Source organism: Myxococcus sp. AM011 (assembly GCF_013372595.1).
GTDB lineage: Bacteria > Myxococcota > Myxococcia > Myxococcales > Myxococcaceae > Myxococcus > Myxococcus eversor.
In genome coordinates this window covers 1-24,095 of record NZ_JABXEM010000179.1, presented here as the reverse complement: position 1 = coordinate 24,095, position 24,095 = coordinate 1, and the positions used below count along the sequence as shown (strand labels likewise).

Sequence of the window (24,095 nt, the reverse complement as noted above, 5' to 3'; positions counted from 1 at the left end):
GCCGCCCCCCCCCGACCGCGACACTCAAGAAGCCGTGAGGGCACATTCAACCGGCTTCAGCCGACTCGTAGTGGGATGCCACGATGGAGCATCCCGCATTGTGGCCACTAGCATCCTCTCCATGCGGACACGACGCTCCCCGTTCCTCTCGGGCTTCCTGATGGCGCTGTCCCTATGCGGTTGCGGTGTAGCCGCTCCCGACGAGACAACACCCTCCATGGAGTCTTCCGGAGCCGAGCTGACGTGCCAGGTCTTCCAGCAGTGCCCGGACGGAAGCCACGTCACCTGCATGTCCGAGGGCACCGCCTGCCGCCCTGGAACAGGCAGTGGTGGCTGGGTGGAGTGTGACGGCGCTCGGACCTACTGCATTCCGGCCTGTGCCTGCGACGACCCTCCTCCTATTGCCCTGGAGGGAACCGGCACGGGCTTAGACTGTGACGCCGCCTATCAGAATGCTTTCACCGACGCAGTGAACTCCATTTCGTCCGTCTGCCCTGGGGGAGCTTGCGCCATGGCGGAACGGCTGAGAACCTGCGTCGAGTCGTTCCCTCAAAGATTCGTCCGAGTCCACCTGCGCGTCTCCTGCAGGGACCCGGCGTGCCCCCTCTAGTCACCCCCGCTCGATTGGAAGTCGCGCCAGACGCTGAGCCTCCTTCAGGTCCTCCTTCGACAGCCACATGTCCGGAGGCCCCACCCCGCCCGTGAAGGGAGGTTGCGCGGCGAGCGCGCGCTCCAGGGCGAAGCGCACCACGCCAGGAGCGATGGCCGCGTGCTGACGCTCGCTCATTCTTCACCTCTTGCCGTGGAAGATACGCGAGGGCGGGGCCACGCGATGCCGCTGCCATGACGGCCGTGCGGCTCGCGACTCCAAGCGCGGTAGTGGGATGCCACGATGGAGTCCCTCTCGCCGGGGCCACTAGCGTCCCGGAGATGCGGACACGACCTCCCCTGTTCCTCGCGGCAGTCCTGATGGCGCTGTCCGTGTACGGCTGCGGTGTGGAGGTCCCTGACGAGACAGCGCCCTCCTTGGAGTCGTCCGAAGCCGAGCTGACATGCCAGGTCTTCCAGGAGTGCCCGGATGCAAGCTACGTCACTTGCATGTCCGAGGGCACCGCATGTCTCTCCGGAACGGACCTGGGCGGTTGGGTGGAGTGCGACCTGGACAGGGCCTACTGCGTGCCGGCGTGTATCTGCGGGGGACCCGCGAAGCCCTCGACATCAACCGTCCTGGGTTCGGACTGCGAATCCACGATGGAACAAGCATTCATGTCAGCGCGCTCGCGGGTCGACAGCCTCTGTCCCCTCAATGGTGCGTGCAGTGAAACCGTGCAGCTCGAGAGATGCAGGGAGCTCAGTCCCGAGAGGTTCGCCGCCACCGTGTCCTTGCGCATTGTCTGCAAGAATCCCGAGTGCCCGTATTGAAGCGCCCCGCGACCCCGTCCACGAGTCACGGGGCTCCATCACGCGCTGGCTACCACTGCGCCGGGTCGGCGTCGGCGAAGGTCGTGCCCACGCCAATCTCGTCGAACCAGATGCTCCGCGTCCCCTGGCTGCCCTGCATGTACCCGTTGTCGTACCAGCCATTGGCATACAGGCCGACGCGGAACTGGAAGTAGCGGTCGTCCGCTATCGTCGTGTTCAGGTTGTACTGCTCCAGGACCTTCGCCCCGTCGAACCACATCTTGTAGAAGCCCGTCCCGTCCGTGGCCCACTTCGCCTGAATCACGATCTTGTGCCACTCCCCCGCCGTCACCGTGGCCAGGTTGCCGAACGTCACCGTCTTCTGATTGCAGATGGTGCCCTGCTTCACCCGCGTGAAGAGCTGGTTGCCCGAAATCCACACCATGCTCGACGGCATGTAGTCGTCACAGCCCGTGTCGGAGAAGTCCGCGATGAACTGCGCGATGTTGTACGACTGCGGCTGGAACTGCCAGTCCGCCTGCAGCCGGAACGCGAAGCCGTAGAAGCCCGTGTCTCCTCGACGGTACACGTTGCTGCGCATCACCTCCGAGTGGTACCGGCCGCTGTATGCCGGGTCGTAGGTTTGCATCATCTTGAGCGCCGTCGGTCCCTCGTAGGTGACGTTCGTCACCTCGGTCACCGAGCCTCGGTGCTCCCGGTTGATGGAGTTCCAGCCAGACAACGTGCCCGTGTTGCCGAAGAGGGACGCGGCCTCGGCGACCAGACCAAACGCCAACAACGTGGCACCAGCGACGACACCCAGATTCTTGGTTTTCATTGTGCTCGGGGGTGAGGGGTTCAGGGCCCGAGTCCGGCTCGGCCCTAAAGCCCTCTTAACCAGGAAAACGAGATAGTGCATGCCTTGGTGAACGGGACGTCATCTTTCGAGCGCTCGGCCGCGAAAGCCCACCGGGAGGCTGCATCAATCCAGGCCAGGTGGTGGTTGCGCCGGTGTGGCGGGCAGGGGGACGAGGTGCCGCCTGGTGGTGGGACACCGAGGTCACGCGTCTTGGGAGGGGCGGAGCGGAGGGGGGCGCACTATGGTGAGGAGCGATGAGTGAATCGGGCAGTCAGGCGGCGGCGAAGCGGGTCATCGAGGTGAAGGACCTCCACAAGTCCTTCGGCGACAACGAGGCGCTGCGCGGGGCGAACCTCGTCGTGCCCGAGGGCACCACCTGCGTGTTGATGGGCGTGTCCGGCTCCGGCAAGTCCGTGCTGATGAAGCACATCATGGGGCTGATGAAGCCGGACCGGGGCTCGGTGAAGGTCAACGGCGAGGAGGTGTCCGAGCTGAGCGAGAAGGCGTTGGACCAGATGCGCCGGCAGCAGGGCATCCTGTTCCAGGCCAACGCCCTGTTCGACTCGCTCAACGTCTACGACAACGTGGCGTTCCCGCTGCGCCAGCGCACCCGGATGTCCGAGGAGGAGATTCGCCAGACGGTGGACAAGACGCTCGCCAGCGTCGGGCTGTCCCACGCGACGACGCGCTTTCCGGGCGAGCTGTCCGGCGGCATGCAGAAGCGCGTGGGCTTCGCGCGCGCCGCCATCCTCCAGCCGAAAATCCTCCTCTACGACGACCCCACGGCCGGGTTGGACCCGCTCACCACGGCCTCCGTGAACGAAATCATCTTCACCGGCAAGCAGCAGCTCGGCGCCACGTCGCTGGTGATTACGCCCGACGTCGCCTCCGCCTTCGGCATGGCGGACCACCTGGCGCTGATGCACGAGGGCCGCGTCGTCGAATACGGCCCGCCCGACGCCTTCCGCGAGTCCCAGCACCCCGCGGTGAAGGCCTTCCTCAACAACTACCTCCGACGCCGCTCCCAGCGCGGACGCACCGCCGGGAGCTGAGACTTCCGTCGAACGGCGAGCCTCACGGCGTGCAGTAGCGCACGGCGTCCAGGAAGGTACCGTCCGTGGTGGCTGTCATGTACAGGGCCCCCATGCGCCGGGGCTCCAGCTTCTCCATCAGGACCCACTGCGAATAGCCGCTCAGTGACAGGGGTTCGGACTCCGCGAACCGCTCCACCTGGGCGTGCCCCTCGTCCAGCGTACTCAGGCGCCCACTCCACCCGAGGTTGATGTTTCCCCCCGGCGACGGCGCACTGAAGTCCTTGTAATAGGAGAGCCACCCCAGTCGCAGCACACCTTCATCCGCGAGCGCTCCGAACCAGGCGACATGGGGCGGAGGCGTCACAGCCCAGTCCTCCGGGACGCCCCCTTGGAAGAGGTTCTGGACCACCTGAATCCTGCGAGTCCAATCGGGTGCGCCCGCCATCCGCATCACCAGGACGGGCGACTCCAGTGGCCCACCCCGCGTGGAGCCCAGGTCCACCAGCAGGGGCATCGCCGGAAACTGCGCTGGCGTTTCAAAAGAGCGCTCCTCACCTATCGGGTCCAGGTTCGCGTCGAAGCGGCGCAGCCGTACGACCTCATCCAGATTCCCATGCCGCACGTCAATCATGGCGGCGAGGACCTCCCCATTGCGCAGCCAGATGACACTCGCGAGGCGGGGGCTGATGTTCCGCTCGCCCTTGAAGAGCACCTTGGGCGCGGTGAGCACCTGCCCCTGGACATCCGTCACCGTCCCCATCACCTCCAACGGTAGGGACTGTGGGGAACCCGAGCGCCAGAGAATCACCAGGCGGTCACCCGTGGGAGAGGTCGCCACGCGCGTGGACTCGTTATCGAGCGACCTGTCGAGGAGCGGGTACTCCACCAGTCCACCCTCGGCCAGCGGTATCGGTGCGCCCAGGTCGTCGAGCGGAACGAGATAGGCACGGAGCGGCGCCCCTTGATTGCGCGCAACGGTGGAGTAGTACAGCGCGAGCCCATTCGCCGTGCGCACGAGCTGGGTGCGATAGAGCGCCTCGGGGGTACCTCCGGTCCGCCTCCATGGCATCGGCACGCGAGTCGTGGCCTGGAGCACCAGCTCCGAATCCAGCCGCAGGATGCGGACCTCATCGAGGCTCGCCACGGTCATGAAAACACCATGCGCTGTCTTGAAGCTCGATGCGTTCGACGCGAACGACGGCGCATCCAGACGCGTGACGCGAGACCGGACCTCGGGGTCCGTCACGCCATCGCAGTCGTTGTCGAGCCCATCGCAGCGCGTCTCGGCGGCCTCGTAGGCGGTGCCATAGGAGCGCCCGGTGCACTCCTGCTCATAGGCGCCGTCCACCCACGCTCGCCTCGCACCCGCGCAGACGCCCTGCTGCTTCTCACAGGCCAGCGGATCCACCCCTGCGTCCGAGCCCCCATCGGCCTCCCCCGGGCCGGCGTCCGCCACCGCCGGGCCCGCGTCGTCCAGAGGCTCGTCCTTCGAGCCTCCGGACCTGCACCCCGCCGTCACCATCACCAGCAGCAGGAGCCCCCATCCCGCCGGAATCCACTGTCGAGTCATGCCCCGCAGGGTGCCACAGGCCTCTCATCCAAAGCCAACACCACCTCACGGGGACAGACTCACTGTCTGTGCGTCAAAACCCAGACAGTGGCCCCGCGCGCTTCACGGCGTGCAGTAGCGCACCGAGTCCAGCGAGCTGCCGTCCGGAGTGGTCGTCATGTACATGGCTCCCACGCGACGCGGCGCGAGCTTCTCCATCAGGACCCACTGCGCATACCGATGCAGGGGCAGGTATTCGGAGTCCGGCGACCTGTCCACCGCGGACTGCCCCTCGTCCAAGGTCCACAGGCGCCCATTCCACCCGAGCCAGTCATCGCCTCCCGGCGGCGGCGCCTCATGGTCCTTGAACTCAGCGAGCCACCCCAGCCGCAGCACGCCTTCGTCCGCGAGTGCGCCGTACCAGATGGTCTCTGTCGTGGGCGCCTCCGCCCACTTCTCCGGCCCCCCGCCACCGAAGAGGTTCTGGACCACCTGAAGCTGTCGGGTCCAGTCAGGCGCGTAGCTCACTCGCAGCACCAGCACGGGCGACGCCAGCGGCCCACCGCGCGCGGAGCCCAGGTCCAGCAACAAGGGCATCGCCTCATAGGAGGTTTCGAAGGAACGCTCGGCACCCACCGGGTCCAGGTTGGCATCGAAGCGGCGCATTCGCACGGTGTCACCCGTGAGCCCCGACCGCTCGTCACTCATGCCCACCAGAATCTCGCCATTGCGCAGCCACAGGGCATTCGACAGCTTCTGAGTAACGTTCCCCTCGCTCGTGAAGAGTGACTTGGGCGCGATGAGCACCTGTCCCTGGGCATCCGTCACCGTTCCCATCACCTGCATCGGAGGGGACTGCGCGGAACCCGAGCGCCAGATGACCACCACCTTGTCCCCCGCGACGGATGTCGCCACGCGGGTACTTCCACTGTCGGACGCCCTGTCGAGGAGCAGGTGCTCCACCAGCCCTCTCTCGGGCAGCGGAGTCGGTGCACCTCGGGCATCGAGCGGAACCAGGTACGCCCGGAGCGGCGCCGCCCCATTGAGCGCCGCGGTGGAGTAATGCAGCGCGAAGCCGGCTTCCGTGCGCACGAGCTGCGCGTGCTGGAGCAGCCCTGCTTCGGCTCCCGTCCGAACCCACGGCATCGACACGCTCGCCGTCCCCTGGATGGCCAGCTCCGCATTCAACCGCAGGATGAGGACCCTGTTGTTGTCTCCAATGCTCACGAACACTCCGCTGTCCGTCTTGAGGCTGGACACACGCCCGAGCGCCGTCTCCAGACTCGTGACACGGGACCAGCTCGGGGGGTCCGTCACGCCATCGCAATCGTTGTCGAATCCGTCGCAGCGCGTCTCCGCGCCCTCCTCGTAGTCCGCGCCATACGAGCGCCCCGTGCACACCGCCTCATAGGCACCGTCCACCCAGGCCCGCCGCGCCCCCGCACAGACGCCGTGCGTCTTCTCACACGCCAGCGGCTCCACGCCGCCATCCGGCTCGGGAGTCCCTGCATCCTCGGGCGTACCGGCGTCCTCGGGGGTGCCAGCATCCTCGGGCACACCCCCATCCGGTCCCGCATCGGTGACCGTGCCCCCCGCATCCTCGGGCCGGCCCCCATCTCCCCCTGCGTCCTCCACCACGCTCGGACCCGAGTCCCGCGGCCCCTCATTCTTCGAACCCGACGAGCCACACGCCGCCGCCAGCACCGCCAGCAGCAGCAACCCCACCCCCGCCTGAACATGCCTTGCTTGCATGCCGGACAGGATGCCACGGCGCATTCCTGGAAATCCAAGCCCCGGCCATCCACCGAGTGGAATGCTTTACTCACGCAAGTATTTCACGAGGCACGGTCAGCCGTTCATCCACATCCACATCCACGTCCCGTGCGCGGCCTTCCGCACGGTGCGGCCCCCCTTTCGAGGCCCCGCGAGGAGCCTGGCCGTCTCCTCGCGGGTGCGCCCCTCGGACTGCTAGCGATTGAGGCCGATGCGCGGCCCCGAGCCCGGCGGCACGCAGGTGTAGGTCACCTCCTGGCCCGCCGTCTTCGCGTAGTTGCGCAGCGTCGCGTCCGTCACGTTCGCCGTCGTCCCGTCATCCGGCGTGAAGGCATTCGAGGACGGGCTGAAGAGGAAGCCCTTCACCCGGCCCCCCAGCGCCACCTTCGCCACCAGGTCGCACTCCGTCACCGCACCGCCCAGAATCTTCGAGGTGAACGGCGTGCGCGCACGCTGCAACAGCAGGTCGACACGCGGCCCCGCGCTCGCGGAGTTCGTGTTCGTCAACGTCACCTGCTGACCGACAATCGGCGCCAGGTCCGTGTCGAACGCGAGCAACAACTGCTCCACGTCCCGCCGCGTCGCATCCGGGTTGTTCAACGGGAAGCCCACACCGAGGCTCGGGATGAACACGATGGCCGACAGGAACCGCGACGTCGTGTCCACCGCCCCGTCATGCACGTAGCCAAAGCCACGCACCTGGTCCCCCTGCCAACCACTGTCAGGCGCCAGGAAGAAGGGCGTCGTCGCGTTCCCGAACATGCCGACCTTTTGATAGAGGTTGCGCAGGTGGGGAATCTTCACAATCTGGGGGATGTTCTCGAAGCTCACCCGACCGTCCGTCCCGAAGAAGCCCTGAGACGCGTCGATGCGGTGACATCCTTCACACGTGAAGCCCAACCCCTCTCCAAACGGAATGCCGTCCGAGCGACGCGTGCCCGAGTAGAAGTTCAGGCCCCGCTGCTGCGCCGCCGTCAGCGTGTTGTCCAGGTTGCGCACCGGGTTCGGCGGCAACTGGACTTGCAACTGGAAGTCGGTGAAGCGCTGCATCTCCGCCACCGTGGGCATGCTCGCCCGGCCCAGCAGGCCCTCGAACGCGACGATGAAGTTCATGAAGGACAGGTTCGGGTCCAACTGCCCCACGCCGAAGAAGCCGGTGGAGCGGTCCCCACGCCAGTGCATCGCCCCGGAGTTCACCATGCCGCGCAAGGTCTGCGTCGTCATGGGGCCCTTCATCGGGTGGAAGTCCTCCACGTTGCCGGAGCCGTTGATGTGCGGCTTGAGCAGCTCCGCCGCGCCCAACAGGCGCCCCGGAATCGTGTTCACCGTCACGTCCTCGTCCGGATTGCCCAGGTCCCACGCGAGGTCATCCATGTCGCCGAAGATGTGGCAGCTCGCGCACGAGGCCTCGCCGTTGGCGGAGAGCGTCGAGGCGTCGTAGAGCACCGGCCGCCCCTGCACCACCGACGCCGGCTCCGGGTTGGCCAGCACCTGCTTGCCCGTTTCCGCGCGCGTGGCCAGGTCGATGACCTTCACCGCGTTGTCGAAGCGGGTCATCACATAGAGCCGGTTGCGCGTCTCATCCAGAATCAGGCCGCTGGGCCCACCGCCGCTGACCGGGATGTACGCGGCGCTGGCGACCTTCGGGTTGAAGCTGTCCGCCTCCAGGGCCTGCGTGTCGAACACGCCCACCTTGCTGGAGCTGTACGCGGCCACGTAGAGCTTGCGGCCGTCGCGGCTCACCACCATGTCCAGCGGCATGGAGAGGCTGTGCGCCTTCGCCGCCGGGTCGAACCCGGGCTCGTTCGCCAGCTTCGTATAGTCCAGGTGCTTGTTCAGGTGCCGGGGCAACACGCTGCCACCGAGGATGGCGGTGATGCGCGTCTCCGCCAGGTGGCCCTGCACCGTGGTGCCGCCGTAGTTGCCAGGGCCTTCGAAGCGGACGTGGTTGAAGGCCTCCGTGTTGGACACGTACACCGTGCCCGTCACCGGGTTGGTCACCATGTTGAACAGCGTGGTGCCCACGTGCGGATAGGCCGCCTTCTGGCCCAGTGTGTTCGCGTCGAGCGCGAAGACGTCCTGGTCCGGCAGCCGGAAGCGCACCGCGTTGTTCCAGTTGCGCCCCAGCTCGTCCCTCCACTGATTGACCTGGTTGTTGTACTTCACGATGAGCGCCACTTCGGGCGCGGGCACGCCCTGGTGGTTGGTGGCCGGGCCCGGGCTGCCGCCTGGATAGATGGAGCCATTCACCAGACAGGGCAGATAGGGATTGAAGCCCTCACACACCGTCTCCTCCAGGAGGGAGGTCGTCTGGTTGCCGGACTTGAACACGGCCGCGTACACCGTCTGTCCATCCGGGCTCACCGTCAGCGCCCGAGGCGTGTCACCGAACAGGTTGAGGATGCGCACCGGCGTGCCACCCAGCGTCGTGCCCAGGCTCGCCGGGTCGAAGACCCAGACGTCCGCGCGCCCCACGCCCGGCGTGGTGAGCTGAGGGTCTCCCGCGCCCGGCACTCCCGCAATCGACGAGTGCGTGCGGTGCTGTCCCCGGTGCGCCGTGGTGATGAACGCCCGGCCTCCCGTGCCCGCGAAGACGATGTCTCGTGGCTCGTCGCCCACCAGCAGCGTGCGCACCACGCGCGGCGTCCCCGTGAGCGAAACGACGCTGACACTGTCCGACAGGTGGTTGACCACCCAGACCTCGTTGTTGCCTCGAGGCGCTACCGCGACGGGCTCCAGTCCCACCGGAACCTTCGCCTGCAGCGCGAGCCCCGCGGCCCCCACCGTGAAGATGGACAGACTGTTGTCCGGCGTGTTCACCGCGAACAGCCGCGTGCCATCCGGTGACAGCGCGAGCGGACGGACATGGCCGCTCTCGAAGGCGAGGAAGGAAGGTGCCGCCGCTTCCGCCGGAGTGAAGGCCGGAGTCATGACAGCGAGCAGCGACAGCGCCGCCAGCAAGGACTTCTGGATGCTTCTGAGTCTCGGGGGAGTCATGGGGAAGCCAGACCTCTGGGTATGACGAGGGGGACGACGCACACGCCGACCAAGGCGCGGCGGGCATCTGCCGACGGACGGGTGAAGCCGGAATGTGAGCGGGGTGGAAAAGCGTGGAGCCTCTGAACCGCTACGTTCGAGGCCGTCTACAGACAGACATGATGCAATGCGTCACAAGGAGGGCACGCGATGCGAGGGCAAGCATCCTCACCTCCGACATGGCAGGATTCCGAGGAAGACAAGGTACCGGGGGACGCGCCTTGGGTGCTTGCTCCGTTCCGCCAATTCCTTTGACCAAAGGCGACAACATGAGCTCTCCGGCGACCATGTTGACGAGCTGGGCGCTGGCGCTCCACCGCACGCTGGAGCTGCGCGGCGTGGACTCGCATGCGCTGTTCGTGCAGGCGGGGCTGAACCCGGGGCTGCTCGGCGACGCCAACGCGCGGTATCCGCAGGAGGGGATGACTCGGCTGTGGCGGCTGGCGGTGGAGCGCTCGGGAGAGCCGGCCATTGGACTGGCGATGGCGCGGCAGGTGAGCCCCACCACGTTCCACGCGGTGGGCTACCGGCTCAATGCCTCGAGCACGCTGCGCGAGGCCTTCGAGCGGCTGGTGCACGCGGTGGCGCTGGTCTCCGACGCGCTCCGGCCCGCCTTCACTCGGGATGGGGATTGCTATCAGGTGATCCTCTTCGACGGGGGCGATGGGCCGCACCTGTGCGAGGAGGAGACGGATGCGGTGGCGTACCTGCTCGTGCGCTTCTGCCGGGTGGTGTACGGCAAGGAGCTGTCGCCGCGCGAGGTGCTGCTGCGTCGCCCGGCGCCGGCGGACCTGACGCCCTACGCGAAGCTGTTCCGGTGCAAGGTGACGTTCGGGGCCAACGCGGACGTGCTGGTGTACGAGCGGGCTCCGTTCGAGGTGACGCTGCCGGGAGCGAACCCGGAGCTGGCGCGCATCAATGACGAACTCATCACCCGGCACCTGGCGCTGCAGGCGGGGCAGGACGTGGTGGCGCGCGTGCGCGCGGTGCTGCTGGAGCTGCTGCCACAGGGTGAGCCGTCACAGGAGAAGGTGGCGGAGCGGCTGCACATGAGCGCGCGGAGTCTGCAGCGGCGGTTGGTGGACTCGGGTTCGGGGTTTCGTGAGTTGCTCGCGGAGACTCGCCGGACGCTGGCCCTGTCGTATCTCTCCGAGCCGGGGCGGTCGGTGAGCGAGATTGCGTATCTGTTGGGGTTCTCTGATGTGAGCACGTTCACCCGCGCGTTCCGGCGGTGGACGGGACAGCCTCCGAGCCGCTTCGGCACGCCGGCTCGGGCTCGCTCGGGTTCGTGAGGCGTGCCTTGAGAGGAAGTCATTCGACGAAGGCTCCTTCCGTCGCTCGCAGCGCGGCGAAGATGTCCCGCTGCACCTCGCGAAGCGCCTTCGGGATGCCATGGGCCATCGGCGCGAGGAGCCAGAGGGGTGGCCCTGCGTCGAGCTCCCTCTCGAACTGGAGCCGGGCGTCTCCATGCGCGAGGAAGGCCGGGAGCGCGGCTCGTCCGAGGCCAGCGCAGCACGCGTCGCGCATGGCCAGCAGAGAGCTGCACGTCACGGCCCCAGGCACGTCCTTGGGCACCTCGCGCCACCAACTCATCGAGGCCCTGGCGCGCAGGTCCACGCTCGGCTGCAGCCACTCCGGCGCTCCGCCTCGTGCGCGATAGACTCCGACCTTCAACCGTCCAAGCCGTCGACCGCGCAGCGCCCCGCTCGGGTTTTGACCAGGACGCAGCGCGAGGTCGACCTGACCTGGCAGCAGCTCGAGTTCGTCGTCACTCACGAGCACCTCTACCGCCTGCACGGGCCTGGCCTTCGAGAGCGCGAGGAACAAGAGCGGAGCGAGCACGTCGCTCGTCGTGATGACCACGGTTCGTTCCCGGCCCCGTCTCTCGGCCCCCACGAAGTCCTCGATGTCCCTCGCGGCCACGCGCATGGTCGCGGCCCGCTCCGCGATTCGCAGCGTCAGCGCGCTCGGCACCAGGCGCGCGCCCCTCGCGAACAGCGCCGTGCCGAGGCGCGCCTCCAGCGCCGCGATGCGCCTCGACACCGAGGAATGTCGAAGCGACAGCTCACGTCCGGCGGCTTCGACGCTGCCAGTGCGCACAAGCGCCTCGATGGTCTGAAGCTCGTCCCAGGAGATGTGCATTCGCGCACATCTTCCGTGCGTCCATCTGGGGCTGTCAAACGAGCCGGGCCGGGCTAACTCCTTCACCGCGCACCCCAGCGTGGGAGGAGACGGACATGGGCAGGCACTGGGACAGAGGGCCCGCCACACTCAAGGCACGGACGTCGATGCGCTCCTCCCGCTCGATGCCGACGGCTCGCTCTTCGACGAGGCCGACATCGTGAAGCTCTCACGTCGCACGTTCGTCGCCGGAAGCGCCGTGGCCCTCTCCGGTTGTCACACCGAAAGAAACCTGCCCATGCCGCGCCTCGAACACCGCACGCTCGCATCGCTGCCGCGCACCACGCTTTCGTGGCTCTCGCTCCGGGACCACTTCGGCGCGACGCTGGGTCCGAGGACCGCGCAGTTGATTTCGGCGCGGAGCGGGATGTTGCACGCCGAAGGAAACGACACGGACCAACCGACGCGGATGCTCCAGTTGTGGTTCCGGCCGCACACCTACGGCGGCCCCCCTGCCTACTACTCGCGCCAGCTCTCGGATGACGGGCGTCAGCTCATCGCGGGCGACGAAGGAATGCCTCTGCGCGCCGACGTGCGGGTCTGGTGGCTCCCGCTCGTCGCGGGCCGACCCGAGCGACTGACACTCGACCGCGCCCGTACCGGATACCTGCTCGCGACGACGGGACCGCTCCGGGTGGAGGCGCTCCAAGGTGGCTCGGGGGTGGACCTGGCGCTCGGTGAGGGCGCAGCGCTCGGTGAGGGCTCGGTCGCGGTGATGGCGGACACCGCGAGTTCAGCGCTCTGGATTGACCTTCCTTGAGGTGGAAATAGGAGGAATCGGGTTTGGCATCGGCATGCTGGCTCGGGCGCGCCCGAGCTCATGAGCCCCGGGGCGATGGGGTGTATTGATAGGGTTTCGAAATCCCCCCCTCGCCAGCGAGCTCCCCTGGACTTCGCAGGAAGGGATTCAACTCGGGCCGCAGCCCGAGCAAGAAGGCATCCAGTAGCGCGGGGGCCGCGACGGGCGAGTAGGCCAATGCGGGATCGAATGCCTCTCTCGGCACCGGCGAGCCTTGCGAGGGAGCATCAGCGAAGATGTCCTCCTCACCCTGGCTGTCGACGGCCTTGTCATGAAACTGCTCCATCCGCTGGATGCACACCTCGAACCAGGCTTCGAAGGCGCGGAGGTCCGGGAGGACATGACGGGTCAGGTTGTAGAGCCAGCAAACCCGCACAGCCACACGAGGGTCATACGCGAGACCGAACAAAGCGTCGTTCACCAGCGTGATGGTCAGGGCCAGAGGCGCCCGGATGGGTCCTCTCCAGTCATCGTCGTGGGTCTCCGTGTACTTGCAGTACGCGGGGTGGATGGCACCAGCCCACGCCGCCTCGAGGTACGCCTTGGGCGTAGGGTCTGGCTCCACTGTGGAGAATCGCTCGCAGGTCCACTCACCCGTCGCGATGGCGAGGCCGGTGTTGGCCTTGTTCGTCAGGTGCTCCAACCGCGCCAACATCGCGTCATCCACGCTCCCATAATACTGCCTGCAATTCCATTCATCCCAAGGGAAGCGGACCACGTTCAACGCTATCCCTGCCGCGGTGATGTACTGGGGGGTCGGACGCATTCAGGATTTCCACTCGAGCACGTGCTCAAGACTGACGATAGGGCGTACCCTCGAAGCCTTGCGCGCGCATCTCATCGGGCGACTGCAGATAGCGGTTCGAGCGCCAGTCGAGCTTCTCCAGATGCGCATCGAGCAGCGCCTCCCGCTCTTCGGGCCGGTACTCGATGGAGGGGTCGAGTACCCGTGGAGGAAGGGCCACTCCTCGGTGGGGCGCGAGGAACGCGTGATACGCCTCAATGGTGGCGAAGGTGGACTTCTTCCGGAAAGGCTCGTCGGGCTTCGGGGCAATGGCGTCGAGCCTCTTCGAGACGTTCTTCAACCAGTCACCAAAGGTCTTCTGAGCGGGCTCGGGAAGAATATGGCGGACGAGGTGAGCCCCGTGGAAGACCTCCGAAATGGGGGCATAGTAGCTGTACCAGTAGCGCTCGGGATTCGCGGCCTTCACCATGAGCCATCCGACCTGCAGCGCGGCGGACAAGGCAGGCGGCTGGTCGGGAGGGGTTCCCTTCGGGTGAGCGCTTCGTTTGAAGTACCGCGGATCGACCTGGTAGGCGAAGAGCGCATCGGAGAGCTCCAGGAGGAAGCCGACCTCCGTCTGATTCAGCAGCCTCCATCCGGCCCACTGAAGGAGGCCCGCGCCCAACGTCAGGTAGGCGGTGATGGACTTGTTGTCCAACATCTTCATGAGAGGGGTGACGGCTTCCGCGGGCCCGAGGTGTTCCAGGGCCCCCTGCCAGGGGAAGTCGATGGGGGCCCCTACGATGGTCTCAGGGATGTAGCCAGGTCGTGTCGTCATCGAAAGCGGCTCCGGTCATGGACAATCGGGCTTCGTCGGCTCGTTGTTCGCGTCACAGAATTGAATGTCCATGCACTCGGAGGCCGCGCATAGCAGCGCTTCACACTGGACGCAGGGAGATCTGCTCGTCCTGGTGCTCGGATGAGTGGGCCAGTCGATGGACATGAGGAGCTTGCCACCCCCATTGGGATACCTCGCGAACAGCTCTTCGATGATTCGCGCCTCCGCGTGGCTGGGGTAGTGCGGATACTGGTAGGGCTTCGAGGCATAGGTGAACTTGCCTCCCCCGCACGCCTGGGACATCACCCGTTCATTCTCGGCGATGAGGCCGCCCTTCTTGATTCGCTCCAGGAGGGCCTCCTTCTTCTCTTGGGTCAATCCACGGGGCAGGAGGCCATTGAGGAAGGAATTGTCATACTTCGAGAGCAGACCTCGACTCGAGGCCCTCACCACTTCGCGCCGCCCGTCTGGATTCGTGAAGATGCCCTGCGTGACGACGTCGCCGTCCGTCAGCTGGCCTTCGCTCGGGGCCTTCTTTTCCTCACGGGTCTTCTGATTCGCCGCTTCGAGCTGCTCGCAGGTCACCTCATCGGTCTTGGCCTCCTGGGCCATCTTCAAGGCGGCGATGCTCGAGGTGACAGCCCCGCCCCCGGTGTTCGCGTGGTTGTGGGTGGTCAGGTCCATGAACCGGACCACGTTCTGGCCTTCCACCTTCACGTTGAAGGACCAGGCCGCGAACTTCATCGCCCCCGTGATTTTGTGGGTGATGACGTTCGCACCGAAGTTGTTCGTGGCGGGCTGGTTGCCATTGCTCGTCTTGTAGGACGACTTGTTCTTGAGGTGGACCTCCTTGCCCTCTATCTGCACCGACTTGCTACCGTCGGTGGTGTCCGACGTCGTCGCGGTGTTTGGATAAGGAATGGGCACCGGCCCCGCCGGGGGCGGCGGGGGAGACATGCACACGTCCGGCATGGCGGCGATGGACTTGTTGCCAGATGACTTGCTGGAGATTTCCATGCCGTTCGCGAAGACTTTACCGCTCATCGTGTTTCCCCCCTTCGAACATCGTGACGACGGCAGCCCGGGTTCCCTGGTCCTCTCCCGAGAACAACATCATCTTCGCCCCCAGGGCATGGCCCGTACGCCCCGCTTCGAAGGCCCACCCAAGGAGGCACGGAAACACCGCGGACCCGATTTCGCCGAGGTATTCGATGGGATGCCACTCGTCCACGTAGCCGAGCGGGCGGGTGGACTTGCCGGATGGCGGCAATCGGTCCAGGCGACCGGTTGCGATGGTTCGCTCCTTGAACTTGAACCGCTCACCGTTGAGGTCGGAGAGCGACGTATTGATTTGGTGGTACTCGGTGCCCGCCGCGGAGAGGGCCGTCCGCATGGCCTTGGTCAGGCCGTCGCCCGTCACCGGTGACTGGGGTGTTCCTCCCGCCTGGCCGGGCTCATGGCCTTCACCCACACCCGCGATGACGAGCCGGGGGCCCTGGGCATCCGAGGCCCGGCTCACCACCACGGCACAGGCCGCCTCTCCTGGGATGAAGCCATTGCTGTTCGTTCCGCACAGCAGTCGGCCCTGCTGGATGTAGTGCTCCACAAGGACCTGCCGGAGGAAGCTCTCGACGCCCGCGATGATGACCAGCTGTACTCGTCGACTGTCGAGGTACTTCCGCGCGACGTCGAGCGCCGTCAGCAGGCCCGTGCGGCCCTCCGGGATGACCTCGGAGCCGGGAGGAAGAGCACCGCCCAGCTTGTGCGCGAGACCTCTCACCACCCGGGTCTCGAGATCTGAAGCCCGGTGGGGCCGGTCTGGCGGGGCCACCAGGGTGAGGATGGGAATGTCCCCTGGCCGGACGGGGCCCGAGCGGAACTTGAGGGCGCACGCCTTCTCCTGACACTCGGCGATGGCCGGGGCCAGGAGCTCTGGCAGCATGTCCGGCCCCTCCCACCACTGAGGCATCGGCGGCCGCCCCGCCGACAGCCACTCCCCAATCGTGAAGTCCCACAGGTTCGCCTGATGGATGCCGCTGATACCCGCCCGCATCGCCGCACAGGTCGCGGGACCATTGAAGCCCACCGCGGTGACCATTCCGTACTCCACCACGGCCAAGGGCGTTGTCCCTGCCATCAGCGCCTCCTTCGCGGTGGCAGGTCCGCCAGACTGGCGTAGTACGTCTTGCCCGTGGCTCGCGCCCTGCTCTTGCCTGGGCTTCGGTCTTCGCCGCGCTCCACCACCATCTCGGACAGCTCGAAGGGGTCGCGCTCCAGGATGTACCGAGCCCGCCACGTGAGACAGAGCTGGTCCTTGTCGGGCTCGATGAAAACGGTGTCGAGGTTGGCTGCCGTCTCCACGACGCCTCCCTTCTTCTTGAGGAAGGTGACGAACACCTGCGTGCGCGGGAGTTGGGAGACGAGTCTGCCTTCCTGGCTCAGATTCACCAGCACGATGGGCTCGCCCCCGGTGGGATAGGGAAGGGTCTGGTCTGGCGGAGCGGCTTGAAAGTAGTGGAAGTCGAAATCGTCCGGAAGGAACGGGAGCTTCTCCTCCTGCCACCGGGTGTCATAGGTACCGGCGTAGCGGAAACGCGGAGCCCAGGATCGGCCGATGGGCCCCAGGGCCATCGGGGTATAGGCGCCCATGGGGTCTCGGATGGGAACGCCACGCTCTTCGGTGAGCGGCATGCGCATTCCATCCAGGTTCTTCTTGAACTTGCAGAAGCCGATTCCCACGGGATTCGGAAGGTAGGTTTCAGTCCGGTGGGGCGACCCGGGCTCCACGTCCGTTCCACCGAAGGCGGTGTCGTACGAAATGGGCTGGACCCCGAACTCGAGCGGGTCACTCGCGGTCGTGCCCATCAGCCCATGTACCCAGACGCGAGGGCCCACCACGGAGAAGGTCTTTTCGACATTCCCGACCCTGAGCCCCACATCCACTCTTTTGATGGTCCGCCCCTGGGGGGCATAGGCCTGACCCTTCATGAGGACGTCGCACCTTGGCTTGAACAGGGCAAAGTCGTTCTCGTGTCGAGGTGCATCGGCAGCGGGGTCGTCGCCGAACTCGTCGGCCTCCCGAAGCTTCTCCTGTGTTTCGGCCAGGGCGGGTGGCGCCCCCTTCTCCGCGCGGAGCCGATAGGTGGCCTTCACCGCCACCATGACCATCTCCCGGCCGTCCGGCATGAAGCCCACCGTCCAACCAGTTTCGAAGGATGTCTGGTTCGTGAGCTTCATGGCCAGCCCAGGAGCTCCCGGGCCTGCGCCCAGCCGGGTTTCGACGTGAGATAGAGCGGCGTCTTCGCATCCAGCAGGACCTGCTCCAGAGCGGCGGCTCGGCGGTGTGGCTGTTTCCCGACAGCCAATACCCGCTGGAGGCTCGTGCGCTCCACTGGCAGCCCCATCAGGTATCGGCGGCCCGCGACGTAGTCTTTCTTGTACTGGGTCCACCAGTCTCGAACCCGGGCCACGTGCGGCCATGGCAGCTCCGCGTCTGGGTCCTCGATGGCCGGGTCCACGTCTTCATCCGAGGGCTCCGGCGGCTCCCTGTTGAGGTCCAGAAACTCCAGATCCGCGCCGGTCAGCATCGTGAAAGCGAAGCCCGCGACTCGAGAGATGGACTCGTCCTCCATCACGGAGAGCAGGTCGTCCACCAGCTTCGGATACCCCGCGGCGCCCACCGCGAATACGGCACGGCGGCGACGGTCATTCCGCCCCAGGCCCTGGCGAATCCACTTCAGGGCGGACTGCTCGTCCAGCCGACGCACGAGCAACTCCGCCGCGGGCTGGGCCTCGGAGCTGTCCTCGTCCGCCAAGGCGTGGAGGACAGGCATCGCGGGCGCAGTACGTTGGAGGTGCAGGTTCGAGCGAGCCCACAGAAGACGCAGCGGTGCCGGGCCTTTTGGCTCAGAGGGAAGCAATTGAACCGAGCGCCCCACCGCCATTTCACCCACAAGACGCAGCGCCTCTTGGATGACCCCAGGGTCAACCATGGTGAGAGCCCTTTGCAGGGTGACTTCCGGTGGAGGTTTCTGGTGGACTCGAAAAGCCGTGAGCCCCAGGGCCTTGAGCAAGGGCGCCTCCGACTCCACCCAGGACCGAGCATGAGTGCTGATGCTCGGCCACGAGCTGAAGCCAAGGCCGCCAACGAACCCCCTCTGGAGCTCCGGGGTGGACTCCAGTCGGGCCAGGAGGGTCTCGAGCCTCGACGCCAGTTTGTCGGGCTCTGTTCGGAATACGAAGGCGGTCGCGGCGAACATCTCGCCGGGGCCATCCTCCAGGGCTTCTTCACAAGCGACCCAGGCCGGAGCTCCAGCCAGTCGCAGGCCGGCGACATGGGCCTCCACGCGGTTGTCGAGTGCGGCGACATCCTTGAGCGAGTACCTGGGCGACCGGATGGCGCTGGACCTTCGCGCCCACTGGAACGCAGCCTCCTCGGCGTGCTGATGCACCACCGACTCCACGACCATCCGACCAATCTCGCCGGGCTTGAAAGCAATGAAGTGGTTCGACACGTCGGCCCCCATCCGACAATAGCAGACGCACATTTGGCGGGTCAAAGAAACCCTGCCGAGCCAAACATCACGTCCGCGCCATCACCGGAAAGCGATTCGGGCCCTCGGGCAGCGGCAGGTTGCGCACGAAGAGGTCCGCCTCCATGTCCTCACCCAACACCTCAGCACCCGGCCACCACCGCTCGGGCGTGAAGCCGAATTGGACTGTCTTCACGGGCTCTTCCACCAGTCGCGACAGATGCGGGCGCAAATCAAACCCCTCTCTCGCGAAGATGTCTTCGATATAGAGCGTGCCGTCCTCGACTCCCGCGAAGACCCACGCATCCTCGCTCAACTTCCGCAGCGGACGCGCGAAGTTCGCCGCCGCGTACCAGGTCGCGATATGCCCGTGCCGCCGCGCTCCGAAGCGCTCCGTCACGGGCACTCCCTCCTCCGCCAACTCGACCAGCCTCGCACGCACCGACGCCTCGGCCACGTCCAACACCGGCGCGGGCTCGCCTCCCGGCACCACGTCCCGCGTCACCCCGAACAACGTCTGCTCCCGAGGCACGAAGCCAAAGCGCGGATAGAAGTCGAGCACCTTCTTGTTCGCGAACAACAACACCGGCGCATCTCCACACGCCTCCATCGCCGCCTCCATCGCCACCCGCGCCAGGCCCTGCCCCCTTCGCTCGGGCACACAACCCACGGCGCCGAGCTGATAGCCGACGACGTCCCTTCCCTCCACGCGCAGGCACATCCGCATCACCGAGGCGTTCGCCACCACGCGGCCTCCATCCACCACGCTGAACGCGCGGTAGTCGTCGGTCCACTCGCCCCATTCGCACCAGCGGCGGAAATCCACCGTCCGGAAGACCTGGGGCACGTACTCACAGAAGGCGGCCTGCTGCGCGGGAGCTCCGTGTTCGACGACCACGACCTGGGGTGACTTCGACATGGGATGCATGAACATCACAAACGTCCTCATGTTGGGAAATTCCCTCGGGTCGCCGCGTTTTCTCGGGACGCAGGTGCCTTCCGCGGGAACGCACCTCGCGACCGCCCCACGTGCGATAGACAACACGCCCCGGGCCGCCAGACCCGCGTGCGATTTCAACCTCCGGGATTCACTGACAGGACGTCGCTGGCGCGGCGACTGCACAGGGCCGGCGCGCCAACCCCTCACAAGGAGCCGCCACATGTGCACCGACTTCCTCGTCGTCGCCTCGGACAAGACTGTCGTCAATGGCCGCAGCATGGAGTTCGGCGTCGACCTCGACTCGAAGCTCCTCGTCCGCGCCCCCGGTGAGAAGTTCATCTCCCCCTCCCCCAAGGGACTCAATGGCCTGACCTGGACCTCCACCTACGGCTACGTCGGCCTCACCGCCAAGGGCAGCCTCCCCATCATGGTCGACGGGCTCAACACCTCGGGCCTGTCCACCGGCAGCCTGTGGCTGCCCAACTCCCGCTACCCCAAGGTCACCGACAACTCCAAGGCCGTGTCCCTGGCGCTGTTCCCCGGCTGGGTGCTCGGCAACTTCGCCACCGTCGCCGAGGTGAAGACCGCCCTCCAGGAAGGCGCCGCCCAAATCTGGGAGAGCGACTGGCTGGCCCAGTACCTCCCCCTCCACTTCCCCATCCACGACGCCCAGGGCAACAGCCTGGTCGTCGAGTTCATCGACGGGGAGATGCACCTGCACGACAACCCCGTCGCCGTGCTCACCAACGCGCCCCCCTTCCCCGTCCAGCTCCAGAACCTGCGCGAGTACGTGGGCCTGTCCCCGTGGGACGCCAAGGCCGTGGACCTGGGCAGCGAGACCTTCACCCAGCCCGGCCACGGCAGCGGCCTGCGCGGCCTCCCCGGCGACCCGATGCCGCCCTCCCGCTTCGTGCGCGCCGCGTACCTCAAGCAGTTCGCCCGCCCCGTCGCCAACGCCACCGAGGCCACCACCCTCGCCTTCCACCTGCTCAACACCGTCGACATCCCGCGCGGCACGGTCCGCTCGCTCGACGAGAAGTCCCTCAAGGAAGAGGACGACTACACCCAGTGGACCGTCGTCAAGGACCTCACCCACACCGTCCTCAACGTGCGCTTCTACGAGGACCTGCTCATCTACTCCGTGAATCTCAAGACGCTCGACTTCAAGGCAGCCAACGGCAAGACGTTCGCCGTGCCCACCCACCCCACGTCCATCGACATCACCTCCAAGCTGACGACCTGATTCCCACGGAGTCTCAAGCTTCGAGACAGAGAGAGCTTCTCGACACGCCCGTCCCTGGAATCTCCGGGGGCGGGCTTTTTCGTGTCGGGCTTGAATGTGTCATCGGTGTACACGTCCACCGCGCGACGCCGTCGGGCATCCCCGCGCGGCCTCATTCCCCAGGAGCACATCTCATGAAGCGCCTCATCCAGGGACTGTCCCTGACGTCTCTGTGTCTTTCGCTGGCGGCCTGCGGTGCCAACAAGTTCTACATGCTGCCCGTCGACTCGCATGACGTCTCGGCGACCAAGACGTCCATCGGCGTCTGCGCCCTGGAGAGCGGGCTCGAGTCGCAGTCCCTGGACCACTCGGCCATCGCCGTCACCTACGACGCGACGTCCACGATGTATTACCGGTACAACGGCCAGGACGCGTACACCTTCCAGGTCTCCGTGGATGACAAGCAGGTTCCTCCGGCGGAGCTGGAGGCGAAGCTCACCACCGTGCGCAAGAAGGGCGAGGAGCTGTACGTCTGCGCCCAGGACCGCATCAACCCGCGCTTCGTCGCAGTCGCCCCCGCCCACGAGCCCACGCAGACGAACGTCACCATCAACGTGAACACCCCGGGCGCGAACTCGAGGGACACCATGTCCGCCGGCGCCTCTGTCTCGACGAACACGAACACGGCCTCGGCCTCGACGACGTCCTCCTCCGCCTCAATGGACGTGGGCGATGGCACCTGCGCTCGCGCCGTGGACTGCTATGCGCGGCTGGCCAGGTCGGTCTGCGAAGGTGCTCAGGACTGCAGCTTCAAGGTGGAGATGTCTGGCAATGACGAGACGAGCTGCCGTGAGGCGCTGCTCCGCGTCCCGGACCTGCTCCAGCCGTTCAAGATGATTCGCCCCAACCTCTCCGCACCGGCCGTCTGCCGGGCCGAGTAGTCCTCGCCGTGCGACCCGCCTCCGGCGCCGTGCCGGAGCTCGGGCGCTGGAAGGACTTCCGCCGGAGCCCTGCTTCAGGGCCCCGGCGGCGTTCATCCGCGGGCACGTGCTTCGCGCGCCTCAGTTGATGCGCAGGGCCAGCTTGCCCAGGTGGTGCTTGCCCACGGCCTCGTGCGCGCCGCGGACGTCATCCAGGCGGTAGACCTTCGATATCTCCACGTGGAAGGGGCCGGACTCGATGAGGCTGTTGAGGCGGCCGAGCACCTTGGGGTTCGCCTCGCCGTTGTAGGCGGTCGCCTTGATGCCATCGGCGCCCTTGGGCGCGGGCTCGACGCCGTTGGGGTACGCGATGTGGCCGCCCTTCTTCACGGCGCCCTTGAGCAGCTCGTCCACCTTGTCTCCACCCACGAGCACCAGCGCCGCGTCGAGGCCATCCGGGGCGAAGTCCCGCACCGCCTTCGCGACGTCGTCGGAGCGGCCGTCCACGGCCTTGTCCGCGCCGAGCTTCTTCATCAGCTCCACGCCGTCCGCACCGGAGGCCACCGCGAGGACCTTCGCACCCAGCCGCTTGGCGAGCTGCACCGCGAGGTGCCCCACGCCGCCGCTCGCGCCGTACACCAGCAGCGTGGTGCCCTGGCCGACCTTGAGGGTGTCCTCCACGCCTTGGAGGGCCGTGATTCCATCCGCCGCCAGCACGCCCGCCTGCTCCGCGCTCAAGCCCTTGGGCACGAGCGCGGTGTCCACGGCCCTCACCGCGGTGTATTCCGCGTAGAAGCCGCCCTTCTCGTTCAGGAAGCCGAAGGCGTAGACCTTGTCACCGACCTTGAGGTTCTTGACGCCTTCGCCCAGGGCCACGACGGTGCCCGCGCCATCCGTGCCGAGCACGTATGGGAAGGAGGCCTTGCTGCCCGGCTTGTAGCCTTCCATCTCGCCCGCGCGCTCGGCGGGGTCCCACTGGCCGATGCCAGCGGTTTCCACCTGGATGAGCACCTCACCAGGGCCTACCTGGGGGACGGGCACCGTCTTGGTGCCGAGTACTTCCGGTCCGCCGAAACGGTCGATGGCGGCGGCCTTCATCTGAGAGGGAACGGAGGTCTTCATGGAAGTGGCTCCTCGCGGGTGGAGGCCCGCGTCGGACAGGGTTCCTCCGCAGGCTGGGCATGGGCGGGGCGGATTGCAGTCGGAGTGACGAAGCCCCGAGCCAGGGCACGGCCTCATGCTCGCCTTACAGGCACGGGAGGGCACCAGGCTGGCGTACAGTCGCGCGGCGGATGTGACCTGACGGTTTCCGGAGGTGGAGATGTCGTCGCGAACGAAGCTGCGCTCGCTGCTCGTGAGTGGTGTCCTGTTGCTGTCCTCCACCGCCGGGAGCGCGAGTGCTCCGAGCGTGTCCCTGGGAGGAGTCGTGCTGCGGGTCTTCGACCGGCAGAAGGCCTCCATCGTCACGACGGACGAGGCCGCGGACCCGTATGGGATGAACGTGGACGCGCTGCTGCTGGTGAAGGTGCAGGGCACCTACGAGGGGGACAAGCCGCTGAAGCTGAAGCTCGTGGTGAGCGCGCCGAAGGAGGAGTCGGAGGCGGGCTCGCGGCGCGCGTGGAAGGTGACGCAGACGCGTGAGCTGCATGCGCTCGCGGAGAAAGGCGAGACAACGGTGCCCTTCCTGCTGCCCTACGAGTGCTCCTCCTCCGTGAAGGTGGTCGTCACCCTGACGGGCCCGGGCATCAACGGGAGCAAGACGCTGGACACCGCGTTTCCGTGCGCGGAGTAGGCGGGTCCGCGCGTCCTCGAGGGTCTTTTTCCGAGGGGTATCCCACACAACCCCTCGGATTGCGGCGTGTCAGACCGAACCGGTAGTTTGCACGCATGCCGGACATCCGACTGCCCGCCGAAGCGAAGTTCAAGACCGAGCTGGAAGCCCTCGCCGCCCACGACGACAAGCCCCGTCCTCCTGGATGGGCGCTGTCGCCTCGCGCCGTGGAGACATACATCCTCGGCGCCGCCAAACCCGTGGGCGGCGTGACGATTACGCCCAAGTACGTCGGCGACAAGGGACTCATCCAGGTCTGCATCGCCACCCTCGCCTCGGACCGCGCGCTGATGCTCGTGGGCGAGCCCGGCACCGCGAAGAGCTGGCTGTCCGAACACCTGGCCGCCGCCGTCAGCGGCACCTCCGCCCTCATCGTCCAGGGCACCGCCGGCACCAGCGAGGACCACCTCAAGTACTCGTGGAACTACGCGCTGCTGCTCGCGCAGGGCCCCACCC

General features: G+C 66.7%; 21 protein-coding genes. 7 read left to right on the top strand and 14 right to left on the bottom strand.

What is annotated here, in order from left to right:
* Positions 1-610: 610 nt before the first annotated feature.
* Positions 611-787, bottom strand: coding sequence for a hypothetical protein (locus HUW62_RS31120; protein ID WP_163865970.1), 177 nt, complete (start codon positions 785-787; stop codon positions 611-613).
* Between the two features lie 684 nt (positions 788-1,471).
* Entirely contained in the window at positions 1,472-2,239 is a 768-nt protein-coding gene (locus HUW62_RS31115; RefSeq protein ID WP_176436462.1) for a polysaccharide lyase, read from the bottom strand.
* A gap of 275 nt (positions 2,240-2,514) precedes the next feature.
* On the opposite strand from HUW62_RS31115, the gene HUW62_RS31110 reads away from it, so the two are divergent.
* Positions 2,515-3,312 (top strand): ABC transporter ATP-binding protein, encoded by a 798-nt coding sequence (locus tag HUW62_RS31110; RefSeq protein ID WP_163865968.1) that lies wholly within the window; start codon positions 2,515-2,517, stop codon positions 3,310-3,312.
* A gap of 22 nt (positions 3,313-3,334) precedes the next feature.
* Here the strand turns inward: HUW62_RS31110 and HUW62_RS31105 are convergent, their stop codons facing one another.
* The 3 genes from HUW62_RS31105 to HUW62_RS31095 all read right to left on the bottom strand — a co-directional run bounded on the left by HUW62_RS31105 (position 3,335) and on the right by HUW62_RS31095 (position 9,613).
* Positions 3,335-4,864 (bottom strand): putative metal-binding motif-containing protein, encoded by a 1,530-nt coding sequence (locus HUW62_RS31105; protein ID WP_176436461.1) that lies wholly within the window; start codon positions 4,862-4,864, stop codon positions 3,335-3,337.
* Between the two features lie 102 nt (positions 4,865-4,966).
* The gene (locus HUW62_RS31100) at positions 4,967-6,619 is read right to left on the bottom strand and encodes a putative metal-binding motif-containing protein (RefSeq protein ID WP_176436449.1); all 1,653 of its coding nucleotides are present in this window, start codon (positions 6,617-6,619) and stop codon (positions 4,967-4,969) included.
* A gap of 192 nt (positions 6,620-6,811) precedes the next feature.
* Positions 6,812-9,613 carry a hypothetical protein gene (locus HUW62_RS31095; RefSeq protein WP_176436460.1) on the bottom strand — a complete coding sequence of 934 codons (2,802 nt, stop codon included), beginning with the start codon at positions 9,611-9,613 and terminating at the stop codon, positions 6,812-6,814.
* A 308-nt stretch (positions 9,614-9,921) separates the two neighbouring features.
* On the opposite strand from HUW62_RS31095, the gene HUW62_RS31090 reads away from it, so the two are divergent.
* The gene (locus HUW62_RS31090) at positions 9,922-10,944 is read left to right on the top strand and encodes an AraC family transcriptional regulator (RefSeq protein WP_163865965.1); all 1,023 of its coding nucleotides are present in this window, start codon (positions 9,922-9,924) and stop codon (positions 10,942-10,944) included.
* Positions 10,945-10,963: 19 nt separating this feature from the next.
* On the opposite strand, the gene HUW62_RS31085 is transcribed toward HUW62_RS31090, so the two are convergent.
* Positions 10,964-11,794 carry a LysR family transcriptional regulator gene (locus tag HUW62_RS31085; protein WP_176436459.1) on the bottom strand — a complete coding sequence of 277 codons (831 nt, stop codon included), beginning with the start codon at positions 11,792-11,794 and terminating at the stop codon, positions 10,964-10,966.
* 199 nt (positions 11,795-11,993) lie between these two features.
* Between HUW62_RS31085 and HUW62_RS31080 the strand changes: the two genes are divergently transcribed.
* Complete coding sequence (locus tag HUW62_RS31080; protein WP_368670509.1) at positions 11,994-12,593, top strand: hypothetical protein; 600 nt, start codon at positions 11,994-11,996, stop codon at positions 12,591-12,593.
* A 58-nt stretch (positions 12,594-12,651) separates the two neighbouring features.
* Here the strand turns inward: HUW62_RS31080 and HUW62_RS31075 are convergent, their stop codons facing one another.
* The 7 genes from HUW62_RS31075 to HUW62_RS31045 form a co-directional block, all read right to left on the bottom strand.
* The gene (locus tag HUW62_RS31075; RefSeq protein ID WP_176436458.1) at positions 12,652-13,398 is read right to left on the bottom strand and encodes a hypothetical protein; all 747 of its coding nucleotides are present in this window, start codon (positions 13,396-13,398) and stop codon (positions 12,652-12,654) included.
* 25 nt (positions 13,399-13,423) lie between these two features.
* Positions 13,424-14,194, bottom strand: coding sequence for a hypothetical protein (locus HUW62_RS31070; RefSeq protein WP_176436457.1), 771 nt, complete (start codon positions 14,192-14,194; stop codon positions 13,424-13,426).
* A gap of 15 nt (positions 14,195-14,209) precedes the next feature.
* The gene (locus tag HUW62_RS31065; protein ID WP_176436456.1) at positions 14,210-15,238 is read right to left on the bottom strand and encodes a DUF4150 domain-containing protein; all 1,029 of its coding nucleotides are present in this window, start codon (positions 15,236-15,238) and stop codon (positions 14,210-14,212) included.
* On the bottom strand, positions 15,228-16,331 hold the full coding sequence (locus HUW62_RS31060; protein WP_176436455.1) for a 3-oxoacyl-ACP synthase: 1,104 nt from the start codon (positions 16,329-16,331) through the stop codon (positions 15,228-15,230). Before HUW62_RS31060 ends, HUW62_RS31065 begins: the two co-directional genes overlap by 11 nt.
* A complete protein-coding gene (locus HUW62_RS31055; protein ID WP_163865959.1) occupies positions 16,331-17,431 on the bottom strand; it encodes a DUF2169 domain-containing protein in 1,101 nt (366 codons plus the stop codon). The genes HUW62_RS31060 and HUW62_RS31055 overlap by 1 nt, the downstream gene beginning before the upstream one ends.
* A complete protein-coding gene (locus HUW62_RS31050; RefSeq protein WP_255203740.1) occupies positions 17,428-18,663 on the bottom strand; it encodes a TIGR02270 family protein in 1,236 nt (411 codons plus the stop codon). Before HUW62_RS31050 ends, HUW62_RS31055 begins: the two co-directional genes overlap by 4 nt.
* 112 nt (positions 18,664-18,775) lie before the next feature.
* Positions 18,776-19,660: a GNAT family N-acetyltransferase gene (locus HUW62_RS31045; RefSeq protein ID WP_255203739.1), complete on the bottom strand. Its 885-nt coding sequence runs from the start codon at positions 19,658-19,660 to the stop codon at positions 18,776-18,778.
* A gap of 226 nt (positions 19,661-19,886) precedes the next feature.
* Here HUW62_RS31045 and HUW62_RS31040 point away from each other — a divergent pair, with 226 nt between their 5' ends.
* Together HUW62_RS31040 and HUW62_RS31035 are read left to right on the top strand one after the other, a co-directional pair.
* Entirely contained in the window at positions 19,887-20,909 is a 1,023-nt protein-coding gene (locus tag HUW62_RS31040; protein WP_176436453.1) for a linear amide C-N hydrolase, read from the top strand.
* 173 nt (positions 20,910-21,082) lie between these two features.
* Positions 21,083-21,829, top strand: coding sequence for a hypothetical protein (locus HUW62_RS31035; RefSeq protein WP_240356386.1), 747 nt, complete (start codon positions 21,083-21,085; stop codon positions 21,827-21,829).
* Positions 21,830-21,949: 120 nt separating this feature from the next.
* Here HUW62_RS31035 and HUW62_RS31030 read toward each other — a convergent pair whose 3' ends face one another.
* Complete coding sequence (locus HUW62_RS31030; protein WP_176436452.1) at positions 21,950-22,930, bottom strand: NADP-dependent oxidoreductase; 981 nt, start codon at positions 22,928-22,930, stop codon at positions 21,950-21,952.
* Between the two features lie 199 nt (positions 22,931-23,129).
* Between HUW62_RS31030 and HUW62_RS31025 the strand changes: the two genes are divergently transcribed.
* Positions 23,130-23,600, top strand: a complete 471-nt coding sequence (locus HUW62_RS31025; RefSeq protein ID WP_176436451.1) for a hypothetical protein — start codon at positions 23,130-23,132, stop codon at positions 23,598-23,600.
* 95 nt (positions 23,601-23,695) lie between these two features.
* The coding region (locus HUW62_RS31020) for an AAA family ATPase (protein WP_176436450.1) at positions 23,696-24,095 on the top strand (400 nt) is incomplete at its 3' end.

Bases quoted from the DNA above. Each gene is read 5' to 3' on its own strand.
- HUW62_RS31120 (WP_163865970.1), bottom strand. From the start codon at position 787: ATGAGCGAGCGTCAGCACGCGGCCATCGCTCCTGGCGTGGTGCGCTTC.
- HUW62_RS31115 (WP_176436462.1), bottom strand. From the start codon at position 2,239: ATGAAAACCAAGAATCTGGGTGTCGTCGCTGGTGCCACGTTGTTGGCG.
- HUW62_RS31110 (WP_163865968.1), top strand. From the start codon at position 2,515: ATGAGTGAATCGGGCAGTCAGGCGGCGGCGAAGCGGGTCATCGAGGTG.
- HUW62_RS31105 (WP_176436461.1), bottom strand. From the start codon at position 4,864: ATGACTCGACAGTGGATTCCGGCGGGATGGGGGCTCCTGCTGCTGGTG.
- HUW62_RS31100 (WP_176436449.1), bottom strand. From the start codon at position 6,619: ATGCGCCGTGGCATCCTGTCCGGCATGCAAGCAAGGCATGTTCAGGCG.
- HUW62_RS31095 (WP_176436460.1), bottom strand. From the start codon at position 9,613: ATGACTCCCCCGAGACTCAGAAGCATCCAGAAGTCCTTGCTGGCGGCG.
- HUW62_RS31090 (WP_163865965.1), top strand. From the start codon at position 9,922: ATGAGCTCTCCGGCGACCATGTTGACGAGCTGGGCGCTGGCGCTCCAC.
- HUW62_RS31085 (WP_176436459.1), bottom strand. From the start codon at position 11,794: ATGCACATCTCCTGGGACGAGCTTCAGACCATCGAGGCGCTTGTGCGC.
- HUW62_RS31075 (WP_176436458.1), bottom strand. From the start codon at position 13,398: ATGCGTCCGACCCCCCAGTACATCACCGCGGCAGGGATAGCGTTGAAC.
- HUW62_RS31070 (WP_176436457.1), bottom strand. From the start codon at position 14,194: ATGACGACACGACCTGGCTACATCCCTGAGACCATCGTAGGGGCCCCC.
- HUW62_RS31065 (WP_176436456.1), bottom strand. From the start codon at position 15,238: ATGAGCGGTAAAGTCTTCGCGAACGGCATGGAAATCTCCAGCAAGTCA.
- HUW62_RS31060 (WP_176436455.1), bottom strand. From the start codon at position 16,331: ATGGCAGGGACAACGCCCTTGGCCGTGGTGGAGTACGGAATGGTCACC.
- HUW62_RS31055 (WP_163865959.1), bottom strand. From the start codon at position 17,431: ATGAAGCTCACGAACCAGACATCCTTCGAAACTGGTTGGACGGTGGGC.
- HUW62_RS31050 (WP_255203740.1), bottom strand. From the start codon at position 18,663: ATGGTCGTGGAGTCGGTGGTGCATCAGCACGCCGAGGAGGCTGCGTTC.
- HUW62_RS31045 (WP_255203739.1), bottom strand. From the start codon at position 19,660: ATGTTCATGCATCCCATGTCGAAGTCACCCCAGGTCGTGGTCGTCGAA.
- HUW62_RS31040 (WP_176436453.1), top strand. From the start codon at position 19,887: ATGTGCACCGACTTCCTCGTCGTCGCCTCGGACAAGACTGTCGTCAAT.
- HUW62_RS31035 (WP_240356386.1), top strand. From the start codon at position 21,083: ATGAAGCGCCTCATCCAGGGACTGTCCCTGACGTCTCTGTGTCTTTCG.
- HUW62_RS31030 (WP_176436452.1), bottom strand. From the start codon at position 22,930: ATGAAGACCTCCGTTCCCTCTCAGATGAAGGCCGCCGCCATCGACCGT.
- HUW62_RS31025 (WP_176436451.1), top strand. From the start codon at position 23,130: ATGTCGTCGCGAACGAAGCTGCGCTCGCTGCTCGTGAGTGGTGTCCTG.